General features: G+C 62.0%; 23 protein-coding genes and 1 pseudogene. 9 read left to right on the forward strand and 15 right to left on the reverse strand.

From position 1 onward, the window contains the following. Positions 1-176: pseudogene (locus B7R21_RS16675) on the forward strand (IS256 family transposase); the annotation flags it as partial. Between the two features lie 236 nt (positions 177-412). On the opposite strand, the gene B7R21_RS19795 reads toward B7R21_RS16675, so the two are convergent. From B7R21_RS19795 to B7R21_RS16705, 7 genes are all read right to left on the reverse strand, one after another. Next, positions 413-967, reverse strand: a complete 555-nt coding sequence (locus B7R21_RS19795; RefSeq protein ID WP_147305939.1) for a hypothetical protein — start codon at positions 965-967, stop codon at positions 413-415. Next, a complete protein-coding gene (locus B7R21_RS16680) occupies positions 964-1,635 on the reverse strand; it encodes a hypothetical protein (RefSeq protein ID WP_116284389.1) in 672 nt (223 codons plus the stop codon). The genes B7R21_RS19795 and B7R21_RS16680 overlap by 4 nt, the downstream gene beginning before the upstream one ends. Positions 1,636-2,251: 616 nt before the next feature. Beyond that, complete coding sequence (locus B7R21_RS16685) at positions 2,252-3,190, reverse strand: alpha/beta hydrolase (RefSeq protein WP_172592239.1); 939 nt, start codon at positions 3,188-3,190, stop codon at positions 2,252-2,254. Continuing rightward, complete coding sequence (locus tag B7R21_RS16690; protein WP_116284391.1) at positions 3,180-3,998, reverse strand: alpha/beta fold hydrolase; 819 nt, start codon at positions 3,996-3,998, stop codon at positions 3,180-3,182. The genes B7R21_RS16685 and B7R21_RS16690 overlap by 11 nt, the downstream gene beginning before the upstream one ends. Then, on the reverse strand, positions 3,999-4,346 hold the full coding sequence (locus B7R21_RS16695) for a YciI family protein (protein WP_116284392.1): 348 nt from the start codon (positions 4,344-4,346) through the stop codon (positions 3,999-4,001). Positions 4,347-4,360: 14 nt separating this feature from the next. After that, positions 4,361-5,500, reverse strand: a complete 1,140-nt coding sequence (locus B7R21_RS16700; protein WP_172592240.1) for a muconate cycloisomerase family protein — start codon at positions 5,498-5,500, stop codon at positions 4,361-4,363. Beyond that, positions 5,497-7,083 (reverse strand): carboxylesterase/lipase family protein, encoded by a 1,587-nt coding sequence (locus B7R21_RS16705; RefSeq protein ID WP_172592241.1) that lies wholly within the window; start codon positions 7,081-7,083, stop codon positions 5,497-5,499. The genes B7R21_RS16700 and B7R21_RS16705 overlap by 4 nt, the downstream gene beginning before the upstream one ends. A 109-nt stretch (positions 7,084-7,192) precedes the next feature. On the opposite strand from B7R21_RS16705, the gene B7R21_RS16710 reads away from it, so the two are divergent. After that, positions 7,193-7,996 carry an IclR family transcriptional regulator domain-containing protein gene (locus tag B7R21_RS16710; RefSeq protein ID WP_116284395.1) on the forward strand — a complete coding sequence of 268 codons (804 nt, stop codon included), beginning with the start codon at positions 7,193-7,195 and terminating at the stop codon, positions 7,994-7,996. A gap of 83 nt (positions 7,997-8,079) precedes the next feature. Here the strand turns inward: B7R21_RS16710 and B7R21_RS16715 are convergent, their stop codons facing one another. Genes B7R21_RS16715 through B7R21_RS16735 form a run of 5 tightly spaced genes read right to left on the reverse strand, consistent with a single transcriptional unit; the run spans position 8,080 to position 12,397 of the window. Beyond that, complete coding sequence (locus B7R21_RS16715) at positions 8,080-8,847, reverse strand: SDR family oxidoreductase (protein ID WP_116284396.1); 768 nt, start codon at positions 8,845-8,847, stop codon at positions 8,080-8,082. Between the two features lie 49 nt (positions 8,848-8,896). After that, positions 8,897-9,610 carry a triose-phosphate isomerase gene (locus tag B7R21_RS16720; protein ID WP_116284397.1) on the reverse strand — a complete coding sequence of 238 codons (714 nt, stop codon included), beginning with the start codon at positions 9,608-9,610 and terminating at the stop codon, positions 8,897-8,899. Then, a complete protein-coding gene (locus tag B7R21_RS16725; protein WP_116284398.1) occupies positions 9,607-10,416 on the reverse strand; it encodes a sugar phosphate isomerase/epimerase family protein in 810 nt (269 codons plus the stop codon). The genes B7R21_RS16720 and B7R21_RS16725 overlap by 4 nt, the downstream gene beginning before the upstream one ends. Further along, complete coding sequence (locus B7R21_RS16730) at positions 10,416-11,897, reverse strand: FGGY-family carbohydrate kinase (protein WP_116284399.1); 1,482 nt, start codon at positions 11,895-11,897, stop codon at positions 10,416-10,418. Before B7R21_RS16730 ends, B7R21_RS16725 begins: the two co-directional genes overlap by 1 nt. A gap of 2 nt (positions 11,898-11,899) precedes the next feature. Further along, the gene (locus B7R21_RS16735; RefSeq protein WP_116284400.1) at positions 11,900-12,397 is read right to left on the reverse strand and encodes a YjbQ family protein; all 498 of its coding nucleotides are present in this window, start codon (positions 12,395-12,397) and stop codon (positions 11,900-11,902) included. Positions 12,398-12,522: 125 nt separating this feature from the next. Here B7R21_RS16735 and B7R21_RS16740 point away from each other — a divergent pair, with 125 nt between their 5' ends. The 3 genes from B7R21_RS16740 (at position 12,523) to B7R21_RS16750 (ending at position 16,026) form a co-directional block, all read left to right on the forward strand. Continuing rightward, a complete protein-coding gene (locus B7R21_RS16740) occupies positions 12,523-13,419 on the forward strand; it encodes a LysR family transcriptional regulator (RefSeq protein ID WP_116284401.1) in 897 nt (298 codons plus the stop codon). Positions 13,420-13,541: 122 nt separating this feature from the next. Further along, on the forward strand, positions 13,542-15,065 hold the full coding sequence (locus tag B7R21_RS16745) for an APC family permease (RefSeq protein ID WP_116284402.1): 1,524 nt from the start codon (positions 13,542-13,544) through the stop codon (positions 15,063-15,065). A 10-nt stretch (positions 15,066-15,075) separates the two neighbouring features. After that, complete coding sequence (locus tag B7R21_RS16750) at positions 15,076-16,026, forward strand: LLM class flavin-dependent oxidoreductase (RefSeq protein ID WP_253259870.1); 951 nt, start codon at positions 15,076-15,078, stop codon at positions 16,024-16,026. Between the two features lie 195 nt (positions 16,027-16,221). Here the strand turns inward: B7R21_RS16750 and B7R21_RS16755 are convergent, their stop codons facing one another. Next, the gene (locus B7R21_RS16755; protein WP_116284404.1) at positions 16,222-16,590 is read right to left on the reverse strand and encodes a winged helix-turn-helix transcriptional regulator; all 369 of its coding nucleotides are present in this window, start codon (positions 16,588-16,590) and stop codon (positions 16,222-16,224) included. Between the two features lie 73 nt (positions 16,591-16,663). On the opposite strand from B7R21_RS16755, the gene B7R21_RS16760 reads away from it, so the two are divergent. Then, positions 16,664-17,074 carry a RidA family protein gene (locus B7R21_RS16760; RefSeq protein WP_116284405.1) on the forward strand — a complete coding sequence of 137 codons (411 nt, stop codon included), beginning with the start codon at positions 16,664-16,666 and terminating at the stop codon, positions 17,072-17,074. 105 nt (positions 17,075-17,179) lie between these two features. Here B7R21_RS16760 and B7R21_RS16765 read toward each other — a convergent pair whose 3' ends face one another. Beyond that, the gene (locus B7R21_RS16765) at positions 17,180-19,276 is read right to left on the reverse strand and encodes a transglycosylase domain-containing protein (RefSeq protein ID WP_172592244.1); all 2,097 of its coding nucleotides are present in this window, start codon (positions 19,274-19,276) and stop codon (positions 17,180-17,182) included. A gap of 88 nt (positions 19,277-19,364) precedes the next feature. Then, positions 19,365-20,258, reverse strand: coding sequence for a class A beta-lactamase (gene bla, locus B7R21_RS16770; RefSeq protein ID WP_172592245.1), 894 nt, complete (start codon positions 20,256-20,258; stop codon positions 19,365-19,367). A 153-nt stretch (positions 20,259-20,411) separates the two neighbouring features. Here bla and B7R21_RS16775 point away from each other — a divergent pair, with 153 nt between their 5' ends. Genes B7R21_RS16775 through B7R21_RS16785 form a run of 3 tightly spaced genes read left to right on the forward strand, consistent with a single transcriptional unit; the run spans position 20,412 to position 22,547 of the window. Continuing rightward, positions 20,412-21,299, forward strand: coding sequence for a LysR family transcriptional regulator (locus B7R21_RS16775; protein ID WP_116284408.1), 888 nt, complete (start codon positions 20,412-20,414; stop codon positions 21,297-21,299). Then, positions 21,296-22,222 (forward strand): serine hydrolase, encoded by a 927-nt coding sequence (locus tag B7R21_RS16780; RefSeq protein ID WP_116284409.1) that lies wholly within the window; start codon positions 21,296-21,298, stop codon positions 22,220-22,222. Before B7R21_RS16775 ends, B7R21_RS16780 begins: the two co-directional genes overlap by 4 nt. Position 22,223: 1 nt before the next feature. Continuing rightward, complete coding sequence (locus tag B7R21_RS16785; RefSeq protein ID WP_216364278.1) at positions 22,224-22,547, forward strand: FAD-dependent oxidoreductase; 324 nt, start codon at positions 22,224-22,226, stop codon at positions 22,545-22,547. Positions 22,548-22,567 lie beyond the last annotated feature (20 nt).

Genomic DNA, 22,567 nt, shown 5'->3' on the forward strand with positions numbered 1-22,567 from the left:
CGGTCCGCGCCAGGGGACATTTCCCCAATGAGCAAGCCGCACTGAAATGTGTCTACCTGGCCGTGATGAGCCTGGATCCGACCGGCCAAGGGCGGGCCCGCTGGACCCAACGATGGAAGGCCGCGCTCAACGCGTTCGACATCACTTTCAACGGCCGACTCACCGTCGGACGCTAACCCACAACAACACTAGTTACACCGAATTCTTGACAGACCCTTTTCCGGTGTCGAACTTCTCGCAGCATAAAGGGGGCAGGCGAACTGCAAAAAGCGGAGACTAAGCCGATAAGCCCAGCCTCCGCTTGAATGTTAGAAACTTTTGCATCTAATGACACTCGTGCAGGCGGGAGTCAGAGCCCCTTGAACCGCGATCATTGCGGCGAGTTCCGCAGATGTAAACAGCCCGATGGTAGCTACTTGTCTTCCAGTACTGGTACTTGACTGGAATAGTCAGCAGCAATGAATTCGGCAGGGGCTGCGATAGTGATCATTGCAGCTTGGCGGGGCTCAGAGATCCGGACGAACTCTGCACCTTGAAGGCGCACTACTTTTCCCCTCCATCGTTCGCCGTCGACAGATATCTCGACGGCGTGTTGGTCGGCTTCCTCGAGAAGATGCAGCAGCTCATCACGCGCCAGCTTGGGACTGGAACCATCTGACGTTGATGAAGAGCCAACGTGGAGATAATCAAGCGCATGCAGGTAAAAGTCCAGATCGAGATGATTCCCGAATTTCCACGTCCTGGTGGTAAAGGCGAGCGGATCCGGAGATTCTAAGCTGGCGACGGAAACATGGTTGGCCTCGACTGCCCGGTCCCTGTTCCCATGGGGGGCTCTGTCTTCACCCCGGATCGAATAACCAACCAGGAGAGCATCGGGATGAAGAGATCGAAGGATCGGTGCGTCGAACGCACGGGCACGTTCATAGTTGTGTCGGCGCTCTGCTTGGGCCTCGATGATGGTTCTCAATCCTGCCACACCACCGCGGAGATGGGATTGCCGCCGTAGCAGGTGCCCAATGTTGTCGTGACAGTCCCCCCGGCGACCGCCTCAAGAGTTGTGCCTCCGATGGCCTGAACATCGTGGGTGAAGTTCGTGTCCCAGCTAAAGCTGATGCCGGGGAATGGCGGCAGCCCGTCGAGCGGCTCACTACCTGCATCGATGGACGACGTGAGAGCGACGCTCCACGTGTGCGAGACCGCTGCACCAAAGGCGCCGTTCAGGTCGTACTGAGTATGACCAGTGGTGTTGTCGTAGAGAACCAAGTCAGACGTGCCGCAGTCACCATTTGCCGGCTGCCGAGCTGCACTTCCCGGGATGCTCACCACTTCCCCAGTGGTGGGGTTGTACTTGGGAGTAGCGCCATCCAGGCTGCCCTCAGGCGTGCCGGTTGGAACCGCGTATTGCAGGCCATCCGAGTCAGTACGAATGTCGAACCCATTCTCCGCGGCCCGTTGTACGTCGTACCCGGCAAAGTGCAGTGAGGCCGTGCCCGTAATCGGTTCGTCTTCTACTGCGGCAGCAGATTGAGCCATCGAGATCGGGGTGGCTAGAGCCAAATCAACGACTGCCGCTTTTGTAAGCCACGATTTACGCATTTTAGTCTCAACCTTCTGTTCGATCGAAAAAAGGAGCACCCCTCTTTGGGGTACAAGTCTTCTCCTATGAGACCATGAAAAACAGTCTGTATATCTTCACAGAATTGGCATATCGTTGCTTAGCTTGAGTAAAGCAATTCAATCAAGGTGTTCTTCCCCAAGAACCGAGAGACCGTTCTAGCTGGCGCCATATTTCGACCACAAAACACCGCCTCTTTGCGATCAACTCCACAAACTGTCCCTGTATAAGAGGAACGACTTCGGGACCGGTGAGAAGTCTTGCTATCTAAGGGTTGCAAGACGCTCCCGCCAGAGAATCTGATGTCAAGTAAACATGTGGCATTCTCGTCACGCGAGAATAGACGACGGTCAGGCGACCCGGGTAGGCACGTCCCCAACCCGAGCTGGACGGCGGGTGGGGTCTTTCCCAGCCTGTGCACGACCTCCGACAGGCGAGGAAGTGTGCCACCGAGTACTGGCTTGTCGCCTACGCGTATACGCGTGACCTCGGCCGACCCAACGGCTCACAGGATCAATCATCGCGCCATCCATCATTCCGGTCGTGTCAGTCACAGCCGTTCCCTTTCGGATCAGGCCAGACCGACACACAATTATCCAGACACTCCCAAGGCTAAGGTTTGGGCTCCTGTTACGGTCATTGGCTAGCGGCGTGCCCGTTTGAGTTTCGTGTCTGTTCGAGATTGTGGCGCACGAACCGGCCGCCAGATTTCAGGGCGGCAGCCGCTTCGGGCAGGGTGGAAGGAAAGCGGTGCCAGACGTGAGGCATATCCGGCCATACTTGCATTTCGGTGTGCACGCCGGCGAGGGCGGCTTTGCGGGCCGTACGGGTCGTGTCGTCGAGGAACATTTCCGTCGAGCCGACCTGGAGGAGTAGCGGTGGTAGCCCGGTCAGGTCTGCGTAGAGCGGGGAGGCCCATGGGTGCCGTGTCTGCGTTCCTTGGAGGTAGGCGGCCGCGCCGCCGTGGGCGCCTTCTGCTGTCATGATCGGGTCGATCTCTTCGAGCTCGGTGAAGCTGGCCCCTTCGCCTGCGAGATCTAGCCAGGCCGACATCGTGTATCCGGCTGCTGGCAAGGGAAGTCCAGCGTCGCGCGCGCTCAGCATCGTCGCCAGGACCAGTGCGCCGCCCGCCGAGTCGCCGGCGAAGACTATCTTCGACGCGGATATTCCGCTTTCCAGGACTGCGAGGTAGGCGGCGGTCGTATCCAGGACGGCGGCCGGGAAGGGATGCTCGGGTGCCAGCCGGTAGTCGATCGAGAGCACGGTCGCACCGGCCGCTGCCGCGAGTGTCGAGGTCAGGCCCCTGTAGCCGCGCGAGGACCCGAACATGTAGGCGCCACCGTGGAAGAAGAGGACGAAGTCCGTTTCCCGCGCGGAGGGCACGGTGACGCGTTCAGCTGGGACTCCGCCGAGCTGTACTGTCTCGAAGTGGGCGCCTTCGAGCGTCAGCTGGTCTTTGGCCTGAAGGTCGATGAGTGATCGTAGCGATCCCAGGTCGAAGTCTTCTGGGGCGACATCGTCTCCCTCTCGTTGGAATCGCTTGAGGACAGCGGCGAGTTCAGGGCTAAGCATCATTGCTCCATTCATTGGTCATACGAGGGGTGGTGTTCTGAGATCTCGTGTCGAGAATGATCCCGGCGACTGTCTCCGGAGCCTCGATCGGCGCCAGGTGGGCGGTATCGATGACGAACAGCCGGGATCCACTGATGCGCGCAGCGAGTATCGCGGCGTGCTCGTCGAGGGGAGTTGAGATGTCGCGGAGCCCGGCGACGACCGTGGTGGGGACGGTGATCTCTCCGACGCGATCGAGCAGCGTCATGTCACGGATCGCTGCGCCGGCTCCCGCGTATCCCGAGGGGTTCATCAACATCAATTTTCGACAGAGATCGGCCGCCACCTCCGGATGGTGCTGGGCGAAGCTCGGGGAGAGGAAGCGGCCGACTGACAGCCCGGCAACGCTCTGCAACCCGTTGTGTCGAACCTGTGTGACGCGGGCGACCCAGATGGAGGCGTCCACCCGGGCTGATGTGCAGATCAGCGCGAGGGAGACAACACGGTGTGGCTCGCTCAGCGCGAGTTCCATGGCAATCATCCCGCCGAGCGAGACGCCAGCGACGATCGCGCGCTGGACGCCGGCAGCATCCATCACGCTGAGGACGTCGCCGGCCAGCATCGACAGGGAGTAGTCGCCGTCGGTCGCGTCTGACGCGCCGTGGCCGCGTGTGTCTATCCGCAGCACGCGGAAGTGCGGCAGGAGGTATGGCATCGCCTCGTCCCAGAGGCTCATGTCGGTGCCGATCGAGTTCAGGAGTACAAGATTCGAAGAGGCTGAGCCTTCGAGCTTCCAATGGAGCCGGGCGCCGTCGTTGTCGACGAATGGCATTCACAGACCCCCTGAGTCGGCAGGTGTAGCGCTGGTGCTGGTGTCGGTGTTGGGTAGGAAGCATTTGCTGTCCAGGTAGGCTTTTCGCCAGCGAGTGATGGTTATCCGGTCGAAGAGTCCGGCTGTGCTGAATGGGTCGGCGCTGATGAACTGCTCAGCGTCCGAGCGACGTTCGGTGTCAAGTATGTAGAGGCCGCCTCCGAGGTCGGTTCCGTCGTCTTCGAGCTTTGCGCCGCAGGCGAGAAGGCGGGAACTGTTGTTGTCAAGATAGACAAGATGCTCCGCGCGTACATGGGCGCGAAGTGCGCGGTGACCGGGTTTGTCCCAGGTTTCGATGATGTAGGGCATGCGATGGTCCTGTCCTAGGCGGTGGTCATGTGGTCGGCGCTGGCGGAGTCTCGGCGGTAATGGGAGAGTTTGTCCTCATCGATTCTCATTCCGAAGCCGGGGCCGTGAGGCACTTCGAGATGGAAGTCGCGGTAGACCGGTTGGTGCTCCGTGATGGTGTCGGCGAACAGCAGAGGTCCGAAGAGCTGGCATCCCCAGTCGAGCGATTGCACGGTCGAGAAGACCTGCGCGTATGCGGCAGTGCCGACGCTGCTTTCGAGCATGGTGCCGCCGAAGAGGGTCAGACCGGCGGCTTCAGCGACGGAGGCGACGTCACGGGTTCGGAGCAGGCCCCCGTGCTTCGTGACTTTGATCGAGAACGCGTCTGCGGCCCGCACGCTTGCGAACGCGAGAGCGCTCTGCACCGTGTCGATGGCCTCGTCGGCCATGATCGGGATGGTAAAGCGCTCGGTCAGACGACGCATGCCATCGATCTCTGCTGTCGGTAGTGGTTGCTCGACGACCGCGATGCCGCCGTCCTGCAACCGTTCGATGGCCCAGGTCGCGGACGCTTCGTCCCAGCCCTGATTAGCATCAGCGTGCACACGGACGTCGCCGCCGAGTGCGTTTTTCACGGCGATGGCGCGAGCCACGTCATCTCGTGGGTCATCCTTGCCGAGTTTGACGAGGAAGCGATTGTGCAGTCGCTTGTCGAGCATCTCCTGGGCGAGCGCTATGTCTTCGTCGGCCTTGCCCGCACTGAGAACGAGCAGAACCGGCAGCCGGTCGTGCACAGCACCCCCTAGCAGGGTGGATGCCGGCACTCCTAAGGCGCGCGCGGCGAGATCGACGCAGGCCATTTCGACGGCGGCCTTCGCGTACGAGTTGCCCTTCACGGTCGCATCCATCATGGCTAGAACCCGGCGAATGAGCGAGGTGTCCATGCCGATCAAGGGAGGGGCGAGATATTGATTGATCACGACTTGGATCGCCTCGATCGTTTCCGCTCCATACCGGGGGATCACTGACGCTTCGCCGAGTCCTTCGTTGCCGTTCTCGTCGCGGATCCTTACCAGGATCAGGCTCTGAGCGGTAACCGTCGCCATGGCAAGCTTGTGGGGGCGGATGGTTGGTAGATCAAAAACGATTGTCTCAATTGAGTGGATGCGTGTCATGGTGCCAGTCCTACCCATCCTCCGAGCGGAGGGAAGTCTGATCCGAGCGCCTGCATCGCGAGTCGGTCGTCGCGGCGAGGATCGCTAACCTCCTCGCTGTCGTAACCTAGAACCATCGTTTCGCGCCGTTCGGAGGTGTAGCGGTTCCAGTCGGGTAGGCCGGATGTTTGAGGGGAGCCTGTACGGGCAAACGCAGCCCAGGCGCTGCTCACCGTCATTCCCAACGTGAAACATCGGGGGTCCGGCTGAGGGCCGGTCAGCCCTGGTGCGCGGTCAACATTGTTGAAGACGAAGGGCACGTCGACGACATGGGGAGATCTAAGGCGGCCGCTGAATTCTTCCCAGGAGAAGAGGTACATGTAGACGGCTGCCTCATTCTGCGCCGCTTTCCGTTCGGCCTGCAGTATTGCGTTTGCACGGAAGCAGGCATCCGTCTTGACGTCGAAATAGATCTCTGCCGGAGAGGAGCCCGGTCTCCGCGCCGCGTACGAGCGCCAGACGTAGTCCAACGCCTCGTCGGAGACCCCAAATCGGTTGAGATCCGTCTGCAGATTCGTTTCAGTGAACTCCCGTGAGCCCGGGGGCACAGTTGCCAGCTCTAGTCGGTTCTCGTCCTTTGTCGTTCCGACGAGCAGCGGGATGCTCGCGGAGACCGAGGGGGCGTCGGGGGCGAATGGGTCGTTAGAGAGCGTCGAGCCGTCCACGACGGGCATGAAGTTATGGCCGGCTTTCACCGCCGACGCGTATGCGTCCAACACCTGTTCCGGGGCAGATCGAAGAAGCCCATCAATGTCGGTTGGAGCGAGGTCCAGCGCCCGGAAGACCGCGGCCGTCGTTGACGACGCTTCGTCTTGTGTCTGAGCGCGAACGATGGAGCCGCTCTGCACGACAGCCTTGTGGAAAAGGCCTTGGGCTGCGGGCATGGCCAGGAGCGCGCTGATCTTCGCGCCACCACCGGACTGCCCGAAAAGCGTCACGTTGTCGCGGTCGCCACCGAACGCTTCGATAGTGCGGTGCACCCACTGGAGGGCTGTCACGATGTCGAGGAGACCCGTGTTGCCGCTGTTCGCATAGTCGGCTCCGCCGAACTCGACGAGCGATAGAAAACCGAAGACGTTCAGGCGATGATTCAGTTGCACCACCACGACGTCCTGCTCCCGGGCAAGACGTGTTCCGTCGTGCCAGTCGGCGTCACCCACGCCTCTGACGAATCCTCCACCGTGTACCCAGAGCATCACCGGCCGTTTGAGATGATCTGAGATGGAGGGAGTCCACACGTTGAGGACGAGACAATCTTCACTCATCGGGCGGAACAGATCCTGGTTCCCGATGAATGGATCTCTCAGCGCTTGGTCGGCTGAACGCCGTTCGGGCGCCCGGTTTGGAACTACCTGCATGGCTAAGGGGCCGTATTGGGCCGCGTCGCGGACACCGGCCCACGGGGCAGGCTCTCGAGCTGGCAGGAATCGCCCGTTCGCCGCCACAGAGGCGGCATAGGGAATGCCTTTGAACACGTCGATACCACCGTGCCGGACACCTTGCACCCGGCCGGCCGTCGTATCAACAATGGGCCGTTTTGACATGACCTGATACCTCCATTGGTGTCGGAAAACGGTAACACGAAAAGTTCGCTCTATGAATTTATGGGCGCACAGCGAACACTCCGCGTCTCGTTGTGAAAGGATGAGGCTCATGCCCGGGCAATCAGATACGAGAACCGACCGTCCTGATTCGATCGCCTCCGTGCGATCCTTCGCTCGAGGGCTCTCCGTCATATGCGCGTTCGATGCGGACCATGCTGAACTTTCCGTGAGCGACGTTGGGCGACGTACCGGCCTACCACGAGCCGCCGCTCGTCGATTCCTTTACACGCTCCTGGAACTGGGCTACGTCCGCAGCAACGGACGACTATTCACCCTCACACCTCGCGTACTCGAGCTAGGTTTCTCCTACCTGTCGGCGCTGTCCCTTCCCGAGATTGTTCAACCGCACCTTGAACGCCTCTCACGCGCGGTCGGCCAATCGGTGTCCGCAGCCGTGATCGACGCAACCGACATCGTCTACGTCTCCCGTGTCGCAACAGAACGCATCATGAGTGTGCGCATCACGATCGGAACCCGATTCCCAGCATTCGCAACCAGCACCGGGCGGGTCCTCCTAGCAGGAATGACCGAACTGGACGCGACGGCAGCAGTCGAGGCGAGCACCCTCACCCCATTTACCGATCGCACAATCACAGATCCAACCGCCCTTCACGCCGCACTCACCCAAATCCGAAATCAGGGATGGGCATTTGTTGATGAAGAACTCGAGCCGGGGTTGCGTTCTCTGGCAGCACCCGTGCGAGGCCGGAACGGTTCCGTCCTCGCGGCGATCAACATCTCCATGAGCACAACAAACACAACCGGAGGAACCACCGAGGAGATGCTGCAAAAATATCTCCCACCGCTGCTCCAAACGGCCTCCAACGCCGAGAAGGAGCTACGCCTGATCTGAGAACGACAAACGCCTGCGACTGGAGGTGAGCAGCCCCGGTCTGGTGTGCCCTTGCTTTGTCCTCGATCGAATCGTGGCGCCGGCTAGATCGCCGTGTAGCCGCCGTCGATGACGATCTGCTGCCCGGTGATGTAGCTCGACACCTCGGAGGCGAGAAAACTGACAAGCCCGGTGAGATCGTCGGGGGTCGCCATGCGTCGCTGCGGGATCAGCGCGATCCACTCCTCCTGGAGCGCCGGCTCCTTCTCGATGATCTGACGGGTGAGGTCGGTCAGAACGTAACCGGGTGCCATCGCGTTGACGCGGATATCGGCCGACGCCCATTCCACCGCGAGCGACTTCGCGAGGTGCGCGACAGCGGCTTTGGAGGAGTTATACGATGCGGCCCACTGCGGCACGTTGACGATCAACCCCGACATGGAGGAGATGAGGATGGCGCTGCCCGGTAGGCCGGCGGCAAGGAGACCACGCCCGAATGCCTGGGCGGAAAAGAACGTGCCCGTCAGGTTGACGTCGATGACAGCTCGCCACTGGGCGGCGGTCACGTCGGCGGAGTCGCCGTTGATCTCGATGCCGGCGGCCGTCAGGAGAACCTGTGGCACGCTGAGGCTTTCCGTCACCTCATCGAACGCAGTCGCAGTCGCGACCTGGTCCGTGACGTCGAGACGCCGACCGAGGGTTCGCACCCCGTATTGGTCCGCGATCTGCTTCGCGGTTTCCTCGACGTTGTCGAGGAGGTCGAACAACGCGATGTCCGCGCCGTCGGCAGCGAGGGCACGGGCGACGGTCAGTCCGATCCCGCGTCCCCCGCCCGTGATGACAGCGGTCTTGCCAGTGAGTGAGGTCTGCATGGTCTTGCTCCTGAATAGTGGTTTTATAACGGGGTGAATATGAAGGTGGTCAGGGAGTGTGCGGGGCTCTTCCGCCGGAATCGTCCCAGCCCTCGCGGGTTGCCCTGATGAAGAGCCGGGCGGCAGCGCGGGGATCGGCTGCCCTGAGTACACCGCCGGTTGATCCGGTTCCATCGGCACCCGCCTGCAGGATCGAACGGGCGATCTCTGGGGTAGTCACACCCCCGGCGTGCATCATCAGCACCCCAGGGGTGCGCTCCCTGACCTCACGGTTCGCCCGCGGGATCCACTCACGCGGTTGGTCACCCATCGTGCCGATCAGCTCGGGGGGCTCGAAAAGGATCGCCGCTGGTCCGAGGCCGGCGAAGCGGAGCGCGTCCTGCTCTGAACCCGCACAGACGATCGCTTCGAGACCTGACCCACGCATGCGTTCCAGGGCGACCACGAGTGTGTCATCGTCGAGCGGATTGCGGTCGTGGTTGAGCATGACACCGTCCGCCCCGGCATCGGCCAGAGCTTCGGCCGTCACCGTGCCGAAAGTGTCGCCCTGAACATCGGTGCTCATCTCCTGCGCGAAGACCAGAACGCCGGTGCGGAGGTCGGCGACCGGAGCGACAAACGCCGTGGGAACAGTCAGAACAACCGTGACCCCGTAGTCGGCACCCGCCAGTCCCGCAGCACGCGCCAAGCTTTCCACCTGTATGCGTCTGAGCAGGTTCTTCGGACCGATCTCGAAGAACGGACCCTGCAGCACCCCGGTCATGCGGCGATCAGACGTCGAAGGAAGGCCGCGGTCGCAGGAAGCGTCTGGGCGGGATCTCCCTCGGTCGAGCACTCGAGGTTGACCCAGCCGTCGTAGCCGATGTCTGAGAGCGCCCCGAAGATCGCGGCCCAGTCGAGGTGCCCACTACCGGGCAGCAGGCGGTTGCTGTCGCCGAGGTGCACGTGCACGACACGCTCGGCGGCCAATCGCAGCGACTCCGCAAGATCAGTCTCTTCGAGCGACATATGGAAGGTGTCGGGTAGCAGTCCTCCATTCGGATGCGCGACCGCATCGATGATCTCGAGATTGTCGACGACTCTGTTGAGGTACCTGCTCTCATACCGGTTCAGAGGCTCTAGCAGGATGCGTCCGTCGGTGTCCTCCACGACAGCGAGCAGTTCACGGTAGAAGTCCATGAATTCCGTCTTCTGAGATTCATCCGGTTGCTGGAAAGCATCGAACAGGGGCAACGGATTCTGCGGGCCGTACTCGTATTCGATCTCCGTGACGGCGCCGAGCTCGGCGCACACGGCCGCAGCCTCCCGGTACATGTCGCGGCAGCGGCGCCGCAGCTCGAGGTCGTCCGACATAGCGTGCCCGTAGATGTCGTCGGTCAGCACGAACTCGACCGGCCGTATGCCGGTCTGGCTCTCCAGCGAAAGAAGCTCGGTGTGCACCTCCGCATTCCAAGCCTGCAAAGGCTGAAAAACGGCGATTGCCTCGTAACCCCAGTTCCGGAGCAGCTCGGCCTTTTCGGTGAGTGTAACGCCTGGAACCATTGGTGAGGAGCAGCACAGCGTGATCATCAGTTCTCCATTTCGGGTGTGTGGGCGTAGAGGCTTCGCAGGTAGTGATCGAAGAGTCGATATCGCGATTCGTGGTCTCCTGATCCGGATGGCCTGTACCGGTTCACGGCCGGCTTGTTGAGGGCGGCGGCTTCATCGCGCGAACTCAGCTCGCCGGACGCGACGAGCGCCAGTATCGCGGCGCCGCGACAGGTTGCCTCGCGTTCTTCGGGTACAAGCACGTCGACGTCGCAGACGTCGGCCTTCAACTGGTTCCAGAATCGCGACGTCGTTCCGCCTCCACTCGAGACGATCTCCCGCACGGTGCCGCCGAGGTAGTCGATATTCCGTTTCAACAGGTGGGCGACGCCCTCTTCCACGGCGTAGGCCATGTCGATGCGGTCGTGACCGAGCTCGAGCCCCAGGAAGGCGCCTTTGGCGAGCGGAAGATAGTCGGGTGGGTTCACTCCGGTCAAGTAGGGCAGGAACACCGGAGCATTCGGCAGCAGTCCGCGGGGGGCCCGAGTAGTGAGGCTCTCCTCGAGCTCCTCGTAGGTCAGCTCGCGGAGCGCCTCGCGGCGATACCAGTCGAGCGCCACCCCGCCACTATCGGCTCCGTTGAACAGAAGGGTGTCACCCGCTTCGAAAGCAGGATGGAACGACACTTTCGTTAACGCATCGAAAGCCCAATCCTTCCGGAGCATGGAGAGCGAGAGCACCGTTCCCGCGGACTCGCTGACCAAACCATAGTTGTAGGAGTCCGTGCCCACCATGGCGCAGAAGTGGTCTAAGGCCCCTGAGTTCACGCGATAGCCCCTGGCTGGCGGAAGGCGATCCAGCACAGTTTGGCGAACGGGGCCGAGATCGGCGCCCGCGGACACGACGTCGGGGAGCGAATCATCCGACACGCCGGTGAAGTCCACCATGTCGTCCCAGTACTCGCCCTTCGGAACGTTCCAGAAGTAGGTGAACCCGCGGGTCGTCAGCTCACCCAGCGGCACGCCCGTGAAGCGCCGGATGAGGTCATCCTTGACCATGAGCACCTGCCGGGTCGCGGATAGGGTCCGCGGCTCGTGAGTGCGGAGCCACCGAAGTTTGGCGGCAGGCCAGGTGGAGGAAGGGAACGGCTCACCTGTTATGGCAAAGGCATCCGCGCTGTCGAAACGTTCATTGAGTTCGTCGACTTCATCAGTAGCTCGGTCATCCAACCACGACATCGCCGCACGAACCGGCTGACCCGAGGAGTCGTTCAACACGAGCGACTCGGCCTGGCCAGTGAGCGCGATAACCGCATCTTGTTGAGCGGTCCCCACGACCTGGTGCGCACATTCGTTGATCAGGTCGAGGATCAAGTCGAAAAGCTGCCCGGGATCGAACTCGACTCTGTTCTCGGTTCGTTCGTACACCGCTTCCCGGCTGGCGCCAGCCAGCCTCTGTAACCGATCGTCGTAGAGGACCACCTTGATGTTGGTGGTTCCGACATCCACGGCATAAACCAGCACGGTCAGTCGCCGATGAGCTGGAAATGCACGGATCGTGTTCTGGCACGGACCGCGTCGAGGTCCCCGAAGTACGCACGGCCGAACTCACCGAGAATCACAGCACCGTCGACCACCGGGATGACCTCGGACCGGCCAAGAATCGACGAAATGATATGTCCGTCTGTATTCAAACCCCACTCCGGAAGCTCGCCGCGAAGTTCTGCGGCATTTCGGATGTGAATGGGGCCGGGGTGGAGGTACTGGCCCTCATGGCGGGTCGGCGGGGCAATTTTGGCGAGCACGTTCAGGGTGTCCTGCAGAACAAGTTGCGTGCCGTAGTAGGTACGATCCTCCGACTCCTCCTGGAGGATGACGCAACAGCTGGTGTGTGCGGAATAGACGATGACGATCCCGTTGGAAACTCCTGCGTCGACGATGAACTGCTGGAGCTGGGCCGTTACGTCGAAGAACTCCTGCCGGGCCGGTGTCTCCAGTGTGATCGTTTGGTGGTGGGTGACCATATCGTCCTCAGCTCTCCATTGGGTCGGAAGGTTGGATCAGCATGACGCTTTGCTGGAGCCGGCAGAAGTCTGAAGCTACGATGAACCAATAACCGCAACCTATCAATCGAGAAAATCGAGGTCCGATGAGTCAAAACGTCACGGTCCAACTGCTGCGCTACTTCGACGTTCTCGCCCGTGAGCTCAACTACCGGCGCGCGGCAGAGAAGCTATTCATCTCCCAACCCGCGCTGTCGGCCGCCATCCGCCAGCTCGAATCATTGATCGGCGCCCGACTGTTCGACCGGGACACCCGATCCGTTGCCCTGTCGGCGTTCGGAGAAGAATGGTTGCGATCGGTGCGAGCGGCCATCCACGAAGTCGACGCTTCTCTTTCGGCGGCGGCGGACCTCCTTGACCGCGGCCATGTCCGCATTGGGTACCTCATCGGCACGGGAGCCGATCTGTTATTTCAGCTCATCGAGGGGCTCGAGGAGGTGCCGGGAGTCACGATCGAGACCATCGAGCACAACTTCTCCGACCCCACGGCGGGACTCGCGGCGGGCACGTCCGACGTCGCCCTCATCAGGCCACCCGTCGATCTTCCCGAGCTCAAGATGTCTATCGTCGCGGAAGAGTCGTGGGTCGCCTGCCTGCCACGAACGCACCGACTAGCGGATAGGAGCGAGCTCCGCATCGCTGAGCTGCTCGACGAACCGATTGTTGTGGCGCCGAAATCTGCAGGAGGCTGGCGCGACTACTGGATGGCGACGGACGCCCGTCACGGCAGACCCGCGGTCATCGCTGCCGAAGCCGCAACCTATGAGGCGGAGACCATGCTCGTCTCCACCGGCGTCGGGATTAGCTTCACGACTTCGTCCATGGTGAGGCTCTACATGAGACCAGGCATTCGGTTCGTGCCGATAGTCGACCGTCCTGTCAGTTATACCGCCTTGGCTTGGGACCCCGAACGCCTCTCGACGTCAGCGCGAAAGCTCGTGCAGCACATGCTTGACCGTGTGCCCGCCCGAACTGCGGAGTGATCAGCATGTGTTATCAGTAGATAAGGCATCTGGACTTCCAGCTGAGAGCCTTTACCGGTTCACTTCTCGAAACGAACGGTGGCTGACTGGCCGCACGACGAGAAAGAGCTAGGACAGCACTCATGATCGATCCAGCACCTCATGTCAACCCGTCGCCCGCTACTTCGTCTCTCGCTTCAGGCGGCGACGAGGATGCAAGGCTCCAAGAGTTCGGATACACCCAGAAACTTGACCGGTCGGTGGGCAGGCTGGCCTCATTCGCCATTGGGTTCTCGACCATCAGCGCTACGACCGCGGTGTTCACCGGATTCGGAGCTGGTTATCTGAATGCCGGCTCACCTTTCATCTGGACTCTTTTCCTCGCTATCCCGGTGTTCCTGCTGTGGACGTTGATCGCTGCCGACATCGCTGCGAAACTTCCTCTCGCGGGCTACGCATACCAGTGGACCAGTCGGCTGAACGGACCCGGCTTCGGCTGGTTTACGGGAATCAGCGCTCTCATCGGTTGGGTGAGTGGCATGACGAGCCTGGGTTATATCTTCGCCGGCTATCTCGGCAGCGTTTTCGGATGGGCACTCACCCAGCCGGGCCAGATCCTCATCGCCGTCGGGGTCGTGCTCGTCTGCGTGTCGATCAATGCTTACCGCGTGCGCCTCGCAACTTTCATCAACAACGTCGGGGTCGGACTGGAGATCGTCGTCACCGTCGGCGTAACTCTCATCGTCGCCATCATTGTTTTTGCCATCCCCAACAACGCCCAGCCATTCTCGTCGCTGTTCCAAGGACAGAGCCCCGACGACGCTACCCCGTACCTCCTCGCCTGGCTCGCCGCTTCACTCGGCCCGTTCTTCGGCCTGGTTGGCGTTGAGGCCGTCGCTGATGTAGCTGAAGAGACCAAGAACGCCCGCCGGGTCATCCCACGCACCATGTTCTACGCGTTCGCCACTTCATGCGTGATCGAGTTTCTGATGTACCTCGTCTACACCCTCGCGATCAAAGACGCCTCGGCCGTCGCCGGCTCATCGACACCCATCGAGGAGATTATCTCCCAACAGCTAGGTCCAGTCTTCGCGCGAATTGTCGTTGCTGTAGCGCTCACCAACATTCTTGTCTGCCTTCTCGCCAATGTTCTTGTCGGCACCCGGCTTCTCTACTCGATGTCGCGTGACAATATGATGCCGTTTTCGAAGGCCCTCCGACACGTAGCGCCCAAGCGCAAGACTCCGTCGACAGCTGTCATCACGCTGGGTATCGTCTCGGTGCTCCTGCTTCTTTCTGCCCTGGTCAGCCCGCAGGCCTTCAACTACTTCCTCGGAATCGCAACACTCGCCTTTTTCACGACGTATGTGCTCCAGACGATCGGGTTGTTGATCGCAGCTGCTAGGGGAGCAATACCGGCTCCGGAGCCCGGCACCTTCGACTTGGGTCGAGCTCGAGTCCCCCTGCTCGTCCTCGCCCTCATCGTCTTTGTAGCTGTCGAGGTAGCGCTCCTCTTCCTCCCCGCCTTCGCTGGGAACGGTTTCGTGTTCGGCGGGATCGTTGTCCTCGCCGCTCTTTGGTACTTGGTGGTGGTGCGTCGACGTCTCACCACCGGCAACGCCGGACCGCGCTACGCCCAGCAACACCCCGACGAAGAGACCCACTGAGCTGATGGCAATGATGGCGCACGGCATCCTCCTCCCCCGTGATATCCCCGCCTCTGAGGTCGTCCACTTCGCACGGCACGTCGAGGACCTCGGATTCCAAGAACTGTGGGTCGTCGAAGACCGGGGGTTTCGAGGTGGGGTGGCTCAGGCCGCAGCCGTGCTGGCCAGCACCACAAGCCTTCGTGTCGGTATCGGTATCCTTCCGGCTGCGGTTCGGAACGTGGTCTTCGCGGCAATGGAGGTCGCCACACTCGCCCAACTGTTCCCCAGACGCATCGATGTCGGACTTGGCCATGGCATGCCGGCCTGGCTCGATTCGGTCGGGGCGCGCCCCTCTCGGCCTCTGAGCTTTCTCGAGGAATACGTGCAGGCGATGACCGCACTCCTGCGCGGCGAACGGGTGGCTGCGGACGGCCGGATCGATGTTCGCGACGTAGCCCTAGAGCCGTCAGCGTTACCGGACGTAGTGCCGGACATCTTCCTGGGCGTGCGGGGGCCCAAGTCGCTGGCAGTCTCAGGCAGGCTGGCCGCAGGGACAGTGCTGGCGGAGCCGAGCTCCCCCGAGTACGTCCGCGTGGCGCGCGCACAGATCGACGCCTCGTCCCGCCACCGGATCGTTGCTTACAACGTCGCAGTCGTAGCCGACACAAACGCAGATGCCTTCGCCACTGCCCGCCCCGCGCTGCAATACGTCGGGGATGATGACTGGGGACCCCACATCGCGCCCCTCCCGTTCGCGAGTGAACTCGCCGACCTGCGAACGACGTCCCGCACTCGAACGCAGTTTGCGGAACGACTGCCAGACGAATGGGTTGCGCAGCTGGCGCTTGCTGGGACCCCGTCGACGGTTCGCCGCCGCCTCCGCCAGCTCGGCGAGGCCGGCGTAACCTCATCCGTCATGATCCCGGTGGGCCCTGATCCCTTTAGCGCAGTGACCTCCTTCGCTCAGTTAATTGACTGAACCTGGTTTTGAAAACGCATCGAAGGGAGTAGCCGGATCGACGAGAGCAAGGCAACTCGGCAACCATGATGTTCTTGGTCGGTATCGACTTGACTCTGGACCGGATGACTGCGCATCCTCGTCGATGCTCATGACGACAGGCCGGGTAAGGCCTCGTCTTCGAGCCAGCAGCTGCTGAGCCGTGCATCGGTTTGGTCACTCATCGAAGCGGCGTCGTGCCTCTTCAATGTCCGGCATGTACTCGTGCGCCCAGGTGAGGATCGCCTCGACCGGCGGTCGGAGCGTCTTTCCGAGGGGTGTGATGCGATACTCGATCGCCACGGGACGGGTACTAAGCACGACGCGTTCGACGACGCCGTTCCGCTCAAGTCGGCGGAGCGTGGCGGTGAGCGACTTCTGGGTCACCGCAGGGACGAGGCGTCGCAGCTCGCTGAAGCGGGACGGACGTTCGCACAGCTCGTTCAGCACTTGCAGGGACCATTTGTCGAGCACCTGGTCGAGCAGCTCGCGATGAGGCGTATCGATCTCGAACCGGACTGACTGGGAGGTTGTGGTGTCGCTCACGAGACCTAGTCTCGTTGAAGTGACCGGTGATTACCAGGTATCTATGAGGTACCACAATCGATAGGAGTCGCCCATGACCGTCACCCTCATCTCTCCGGATGCCCTCATGCAGCCCGCTGCTTACCATCACGTCGCTATTGGCACGGGCGCTCGTCATGTCCACGTAGCCGGTCAGATCGCTCGGACGAGCGACGGTAAGCCAGTTGCCCCGGGCGACCTGGCCGGTCAGGTGGCACAGGCACTCCGCAATACCCACGCGGGGCTCGACAGCGCTGGTGCCGGGTTCGGCGACGTCGTGCGGCTTACTTTCTACGTAACCGCTTGGGCGCCGGAAAAGATTGACGCATTTATGGCTGGCGTCACTCAAGTGGCTGAGGAGATTGGTCTGCCCCTACCAATGCCTCCAGCCTCGCTCATCGGCGTTGACTACCTCTTTGAGCCCGACGTGCTCGTCGAGGTCGAGGCCTCGGCGATCGTGGATTGAGGCCAAGTGCGTGGAAGACCCTTAGCCGCGCCCTGCGCCCGCGGCCAAGGCACCGGTACGATCACCACGAGGGTGGTCAGCTGAGTGCACGGTTCGAGAGACTGCTTAGCGCAGGGCGACTCGCGGAGGCTCTGACCTGCCTGTGAGCAGGTCAGAGCTGGGCGTGGCGAAGGTCGTTCCACCGTAGGAGTCGCCAACGTCTTTGTAGAAGTTTCGCCACATGTAGAGCCTTGTGTTGCCGCCGCTGACCGGCCCACTTCCGGGCCCGACGATGACGGTGTGCCTGATCGAGACGTGGCCAGTGACGTTCCCTGTCCAGGATGCCGTCACGAGCTTCGTCGTACCGCCAACAAGCCAAATGCTCTCCTCGTTGTCGTTCGTACCGGTCTTGCCTGCATGCGGCACGCCATCTCGAGGATTGCCGGGCGCTCCTGTTCCCGACTGCACGACGCCCTGCATCGCGTAGGACGCGGCGCGTGCGATGGCGGGGTCTACGGCCTGGTTGCATTCGGTCTGTCGCACCGGCACCGGATTGCCGTCTGCGCCGATTACTTTCTCGATCGCGACAGGTGTGCAGAACAACCCACCATTGATCACGCCGGCATAGGCTGCTGCCATGGTGAGCGGCGCAATCTCATTCGTCCCCAAACCGTCTGAAACGTAGGTCGACAACGGGTCGCCGTCGGCCCGGTGGACGCCGAGCGAGGTCGCCACATCGCGGATCGCGCATTGGTCGAGAGACTGTTGCATAGTGATGAAGCCGTTATTGATCGATTCTTCGAACTGGGTGAGGACGGATGCCTTTCCACCTGGCTCGCCTGCGTCGTTATTGGGCTGGTACGGGCCGTTCTGGTCGCCGCCACAGGTGTTCTCGAAAGAGGCGAGGTCGTACTTCTGGCCGTTTGCACCGTTCACGATGTCGCCGAGCGAGCGCCCCGACTGGAGCCAGGCGATCAGCGTGAAGAGCTTGTACGTCGATCCGACCTGGAATCCCGTCGAGCCGCCGTACTTGGAGTCGGTGGAGTAGTTGATGCTCGTGGCGTCAGCGGGAGCATCCGGTTCTTCGCTGAAGTTCTTGTTCTGGGCCATCGACAGGATCTTGCCGGTTCCGGGCTGAACCGTGACGAGCACGGCACCCAGGTCGAGGTTCGTCGCGTCATACGGCGCGTAGTACTTGACCGTCTCATCGGCTTCGGTCTGCAGCTTCATGTCGAGCGTGGTGTAGATCTGGTAACCGCCGGTGGCGAGGTTCTTGTCGCGTTCATCGGCCGAGCCGCCGAACGTCGGGTCCTGTTCGATAACCTTCTTGACGTAGTCGCAGAAGAATCCGGCCCCGTGCACGGCGGTCTGGCAGCCCGTCGAGGGCTCGGTGATGTTCGCGGTGACCGGAGTCGCGATGGCCTCGTCGAACTGCGCCTGCGTGATGGTGTGCTCTTTGAGCATCGAGGGCAGAACATCCAGGTCACGCCTGGCCCTGTTGGCCGCCGTGTGCTCCTGGTCGAGGTCGATGCGCAGTGCCTCGGGCTCATTGACGATCGCGATCAGGCTCGCGGCCTGGGGAAGGGAGAGCTCACCTGCGTTGATGCCGAAGTAGTACTGGGATGCGGCCTGGATGCCGTAGACCCGCCCGCCAAAGAGCGCGATGTTCATATAGCCGAGCAGAATGTCGTCTTTGCTGTACTCCTTCTCGAGACCGATCGCGAGCTTGGCCTCCTTCAGCTTGCGATCCGTCGTCTGCGCAGTGGCCTCGGCGTACGCCGCCTGCTCCTGCGCGGGGTCGTCGATGGCCTCGGCGCGCTGCACGAGGATGTTCTTCACGTACTGCTGCGAGATCGTCGAGGCGCCGGAGCTGATGCCACCGGAGACGACGTTGCCGACGAGCGCTCGGAACGTGGACTGCACATCCACCCCGCCGTGAACGTAGAAACGCGGGTCTTCGGTCGAGACGAGGGCGTCTTTCGCGTACTGCGAAATCTGGTCCCACCCGACCGTCTGCCGGTTCTGCTCGTAGAACGAGGCCAGCAGCACGTTCGAGCCATCTTCGTTCTTGCCGTAGATGCTGGAGGTCTGGGCGAGGGCGTCGGGCTTGATGTAGCTGGGGAGGTTCTCGAACACGCCGATAGAGTTGTTGGCAGCGAGACCGGTCACCGCGAGAGCCGGAGTGACCATGGCGGTGACCAGCAGGCCCGCGACTGCACTCAAACCTACAAGGCCGAAGAAAGCTCCGAAGCGCGTCGCCACCGCCCTTCCACCTTTCCCACCCGTGCGCCAGAACCGGCGCGATGAGGTGTCAGCCACGAGGATCCCCTAACTCGTCGAATACAGCGGCAGAAGCTTCTGCGACGAGGCGGTCATCATAAGCCGCGGCCGGATCGAGGGTGTTTGTGAAGATCGACAGAATGATTGGATCACGGCCGGGCGGAGTGACCACGGCGATGTCGTTCCGAATGCCGCCGGCACCGCCGGATTTGTCGGCGACCGTCCATCCCGAGGGCGCACCGGCGCGGATGAGCGCGGACCCGGTCGTGTTCCCGCTCATCCAGCCGGTCAGAATTGCCAGATCCGCCGGTTCGAGGTAGCTTCCCTCAATCAGTGAGGTGAGATTCGCGCGGAATGTCGCGGGCGTGGTGGTGTCGTCTGTGCTGCCGGGTTCGATTCTGTTCAGCAGCGGCTCGTCGTTGACGACTTCGGACTGACTGTCTCCGAGCTCAGTGAGTCCCGCATCGATGGCCTGTGGGCCACCGAGTTGCGCGATGAGGAGGTTGACCGCCGTGTTGTCGCTCTTCCGCACGGCAGCTTCCGCCAACTGCGACAGGGTCAGTCCCGTCTCGATGTTCTCGCTTGTCACGGGTGAATAGCCGGCGGCCTGAACGTCGGATTCGGACCACTTCACCCTCCCGTCACGGTCAGACGCCGAAACGTCGTGCAGGAACTCTGCCGCAACGAACACCTTGAGTGTCGACGCGTAACCGAAACGCTCCTCCGCCCGGTAGTTCACCTGCCGCCCAGTGGCTGTATCGATGGCGCTGACGCCGACCCTCGCGTCGTATTGCCGTTCCAGCTTTTCGAACGGCGCCGGGTCAGCGGAGACAGACGGGCTCGTCGTCGCTCCGGCCGCTGTCTGTGAGGGTGGCGCTATCGTGCTGCAACCAGTGGCACTGACTCCGATCACTACTGCGAGCATCCAAGATCCGCGCGCTGAAATCCTCGATTTCATCAATTCCTCCGGTCGATTGCGGACGGCGCTCTCGCAGTCCCTTCACATCCCACCCCATCGGTCATCATCGCGTCAAAGCGTTGAATGACAGGATTGATGCATTTTTGACATAATGCAGATATGGATCTGTTGGCGGAATGTTCGGTGTTCGCGAGCGTAAGTGACTCGGGAAGCTTCACGGTCGGGGCCGCGCACCTCCGGATTCCGCAATCCGTCGCGAGCAGAAGAGTGGCAGCCCTCGAAGAGCGATTGGGTGGTCGGCTGCTGGATCGGACGGGTAAGAGAGCGACATTGACACCCTTCGGTCGCATCATGCTGCCCCGCGCTCGACGTCTGGTGGAGTTGGGTTACGAGTTTCAGCGTGACGCGAGTCGGGCCCTACTGGCGCCATACCGTCTTGCTGTACCAGCCAACTGGTCAGTCATCGGGCTCGCTGAGGTCGCCGCCACAGCACAAGCGGACAACCTGGCCCTCGACTATCACCAAGCTCATCCGGCCGAGCGCGACGAGTCGGTACGACTGCACACTGTTGAAGGAGCCGTAGTCGCTGTGCCGCTGGGCGAGAGCACGTGGAGCTTCCCCCTGGGTGTGGCCTCTCGTGACGGTGGGGGAAGCCACCCTTTGCGCGTCGCCTCGCTCCGCCCATATCGCGGACTGCCCGCCGGAAATTTCCGTCGGGTCTGGATCGATCCGGAAGATGACATTCCAGCTGTGCGCGATCACCTCCTCCGTTTCCGGGATGCTTCTGGACTGGCTTCAGAACAGGTTCGGGTCGCTCCGAACATGACGGGCGCTCTGACCGCCGTCATCAGCGAGGACGGCCTGCTTTTATGCACACAGCGGCAAGCCCTTGATCTCCAGCTAGAGTGGCGTGCGCTTGCCGATATTTCCCTCTATCGGAGCTATGCCATCCGGGGCCCGCGCGGAAGCGATACGGAGAGGGTGTCAGCAGTCCTGCAGATGCCCATCGAGTCGGCGTTCGGCGCGGAACAGGAAGAATTCGGATGAACCCGGTACCCGGCTCGGAACTCAAAGCGCGCGTCAACTCCAAGCTGGCGTCCGCAGGACTGACCGGCTCGATCCTCGTCCGCGATCTGGACTCGGGTCGATCCGTCGGCATCGACACGGACCGTCTCTACCCCCTGGCATCGCTGGCGAAACTGCCGCTTGCTCTCGCAGTGCTCGATCAAATCGCTGCCGGCCATCTGGACGGCGCGGGCCGGATTCGGGTACAGCCGGGGCGGGTCGGAACACCCGGCCCCACAGGGACGACACGATTCCGCCACCACGCTGACCTCGCACTGGACGACTTGGTCTATCTCTGCGTGTCCCTCAGCGACAACGCGGCGGCGGACGCGCTCTTCGAACTCGTCCCGCCAGCCGAGGTTTCAGCGAGTCTGGCTGCCTGGGGAATAGGTGCGGTGTCGATCCGGCACGGTTTTGCGGACCACACGCGAACACCAACTGAAACCCTGCCGCGGAGCGAGGTTGCCTTCGCGCACTCGATGGCCATCGGCGAGGTAACCGCCGGCGGCGGTCACCGGCTACATCAGCTCGATGTCACTTCGACGAATTCCGGGAGCGCTCAGGGCCTCAGCGACCTGCTGGCGATGATCTGGTCTTCAGGCACCGAAGGGCCTCTTCCCCGACCCAGCGTTCAGGCCCGAGAACGTCTCCGAGAGCTTCTGGCGGCGAACGTGCACCGGCAGCGTCTGGCTCCTGACTTCGCCTCCGATTCTGCTCTATGGTCGTCGAAGACAGGAACGCTTCTGAACCTCAGACACGAAGCGGGAGTCGTCGAGCACGATGACGGCACTCGCGTTTCGGTGACCGTGTTGACCGAGTCTCACGTTGCCGCAGCAATACAGCCGTACGCCGAACATGTGATGGGTGAAATTGCACGGGACCTTCACGATCACGTGCGAGCGTGAAATGTCATGTGGCGACCAACGGTACCGGGACACCGTGGGCGTCGGCCACTACTACTGGATCGACCGCCACGCGACGACCGGGGGAAGCGCCGGTGGCGGCGGGTTGCCCGAACCGTTCGAGATCCCCCTGGGCTCGCTCATTCCCCAGCGCGTGCGGAATCTCCTACCCGCGGCGAAGAACATCGGCACGACACGCATCTCGAACAGCAGCTATCGGCTCCAGCCCGTGGAGTGGTCGATCGGGGGGCTGTCGGAGCTCTCGCTGTGTTCTGCCTCAACCGGAGCGTGCAGCCGTCTGACGTCCGACAGGATGACCGGCTCCTAGAGGACTTCCAGGGCGACTTG

Source organism: Subtercola boreus, from assembly GCF_003399625.1.
GTDB lineage: Bacteria > Actinomycetota > Actinomycetes > Actinomycetales > Microbacteriaceae > Subtercola > Subtercola boreus_C.

Bases quoted from the DNA above. Each gene is read 5' to 3' on its own strand.
- B7R21_RS16685 (WP_172592239.1), bottom strand. From the start codon at position 3,190: ATGATGCTTAGCCCTGAACTCGCCGCTGTCCTCAAGCGATTCCAACGA.
- B7R21_RS16690 (WP_116284391.1), bottom strand. From the start codon at position 3,998: ATGCCATTCGTCGACAACGACGGCGCCCGGCTCCATTGGAAGCTCGAA.
- B7R21_RS16695 (WP_116284392.1), bottom strand. From the start codon at position 4,346: ATGCCCTACATCATCGAAACCTGGGACAAACCCGGTCACCGCGCACTT.
- B7R21_RS16700 (WP_172592240.1), bottom strand. From the start codon at position 5,500: ATGACACGCATCCACTCAATTGAGACAATCGTTTTTGATCTACCAACC.
- B7R21_RS16705 (WP_172592241.1), bottom strand. From the start codon at position 7,083: ATGTCAAAACGGCCCATTGTTGATACGACGGCCGGCCGGGTGCAAGGT.
- B7R21_RS16710 (WP_116284395.1), top strand. From the start codon at position 7,193: ATGCCCGGGCAATCAGATACGAGAACCGACCGTCCTGATTCGATCGCC.
- B7R21_RS16715 (WP_116284396.1), bottom strand. From the start codon at position 8,847: ATGCAGACCTCACTCACTGGCAAGACCGCTGTCATCACGGGCGGGGGA.
- B7R21_RS16720 (WP_116284397.1), bottom strand. From the start codon at position 9,610: ATGACCGGGGTGCTGCAGGGTCCGTTCTTCGAGATCGGTCCGAAGAAC.
- B7R21_RS16725 (WP_116284398.1), bottom strand. From the start codon at position 10,416: ATGATCACGCTGTGCTGCTCCTCACCAATGGTTCCAGGCGTTACACTC.
- B7R21_RS16735 (WP_116284400.1), bottom strand. From the start codon at position 12,397: ATGGTCACCCACCACCAAACGATCACACTGGAGACACCGGCCCGGCAG.
- B7R21_RS16740 (WP_116284401.1), top strand. From the start codon at position 12,523: ATGAGTCAAAACGTCACGGTCCAACTGCTGCGCTACTTCGACGTTCTC.
- B7R21_RS16745 (WP_116284402.1), top strand. From the start codon at position 13,542: ATGATCGATCCAGCACCTCATGTCAACCCGTCGCCCGCTACTTCGTCT.
- B7R21_RS16750 (WP_253259870.1), top strand. From the start codon at position 15,076: ATGATGGCGCACGGCATCCTCCTCCCCCGTGATATCCCCGCCTCTGAG.
- B7R21_RS16760 (WP_116284405.1), top strand. From the start codon at position 16,664: ATGACCGTCACCCTCATCTCTCCGGATGCCCTCATGCAGCCCGCTGCT.
- bla (WP_172592245.1), bottom strand. From the start codon at position 20,258: ATGCTCGCAGTAGTGATCGGAGTCAGTGCCACTGGTTGCAGCACGATA.
- B7R21_RS16775 (WP_116284408.1), top strand. From the start codon at position 20,412: ATGGATCTGTTGGCGGAATGTTCGGTGTTCGCGAGCGTAAGTGACTCG.
- B7R21_RS16780 (WP_116284409.1), top strand. From the start codon at position 21,296: ATGAACCCGGTACCCGGCTCGGAACTCAAAGCGCGCGTCAACTCCAAG.
- B7R21_RS16785 (WP_216364278.1), top strand. From the start codon at position 22,224: ATGTCATGTGGCGACCAACGGTACCGGGACACCGTGGGCGTCGGCCAC.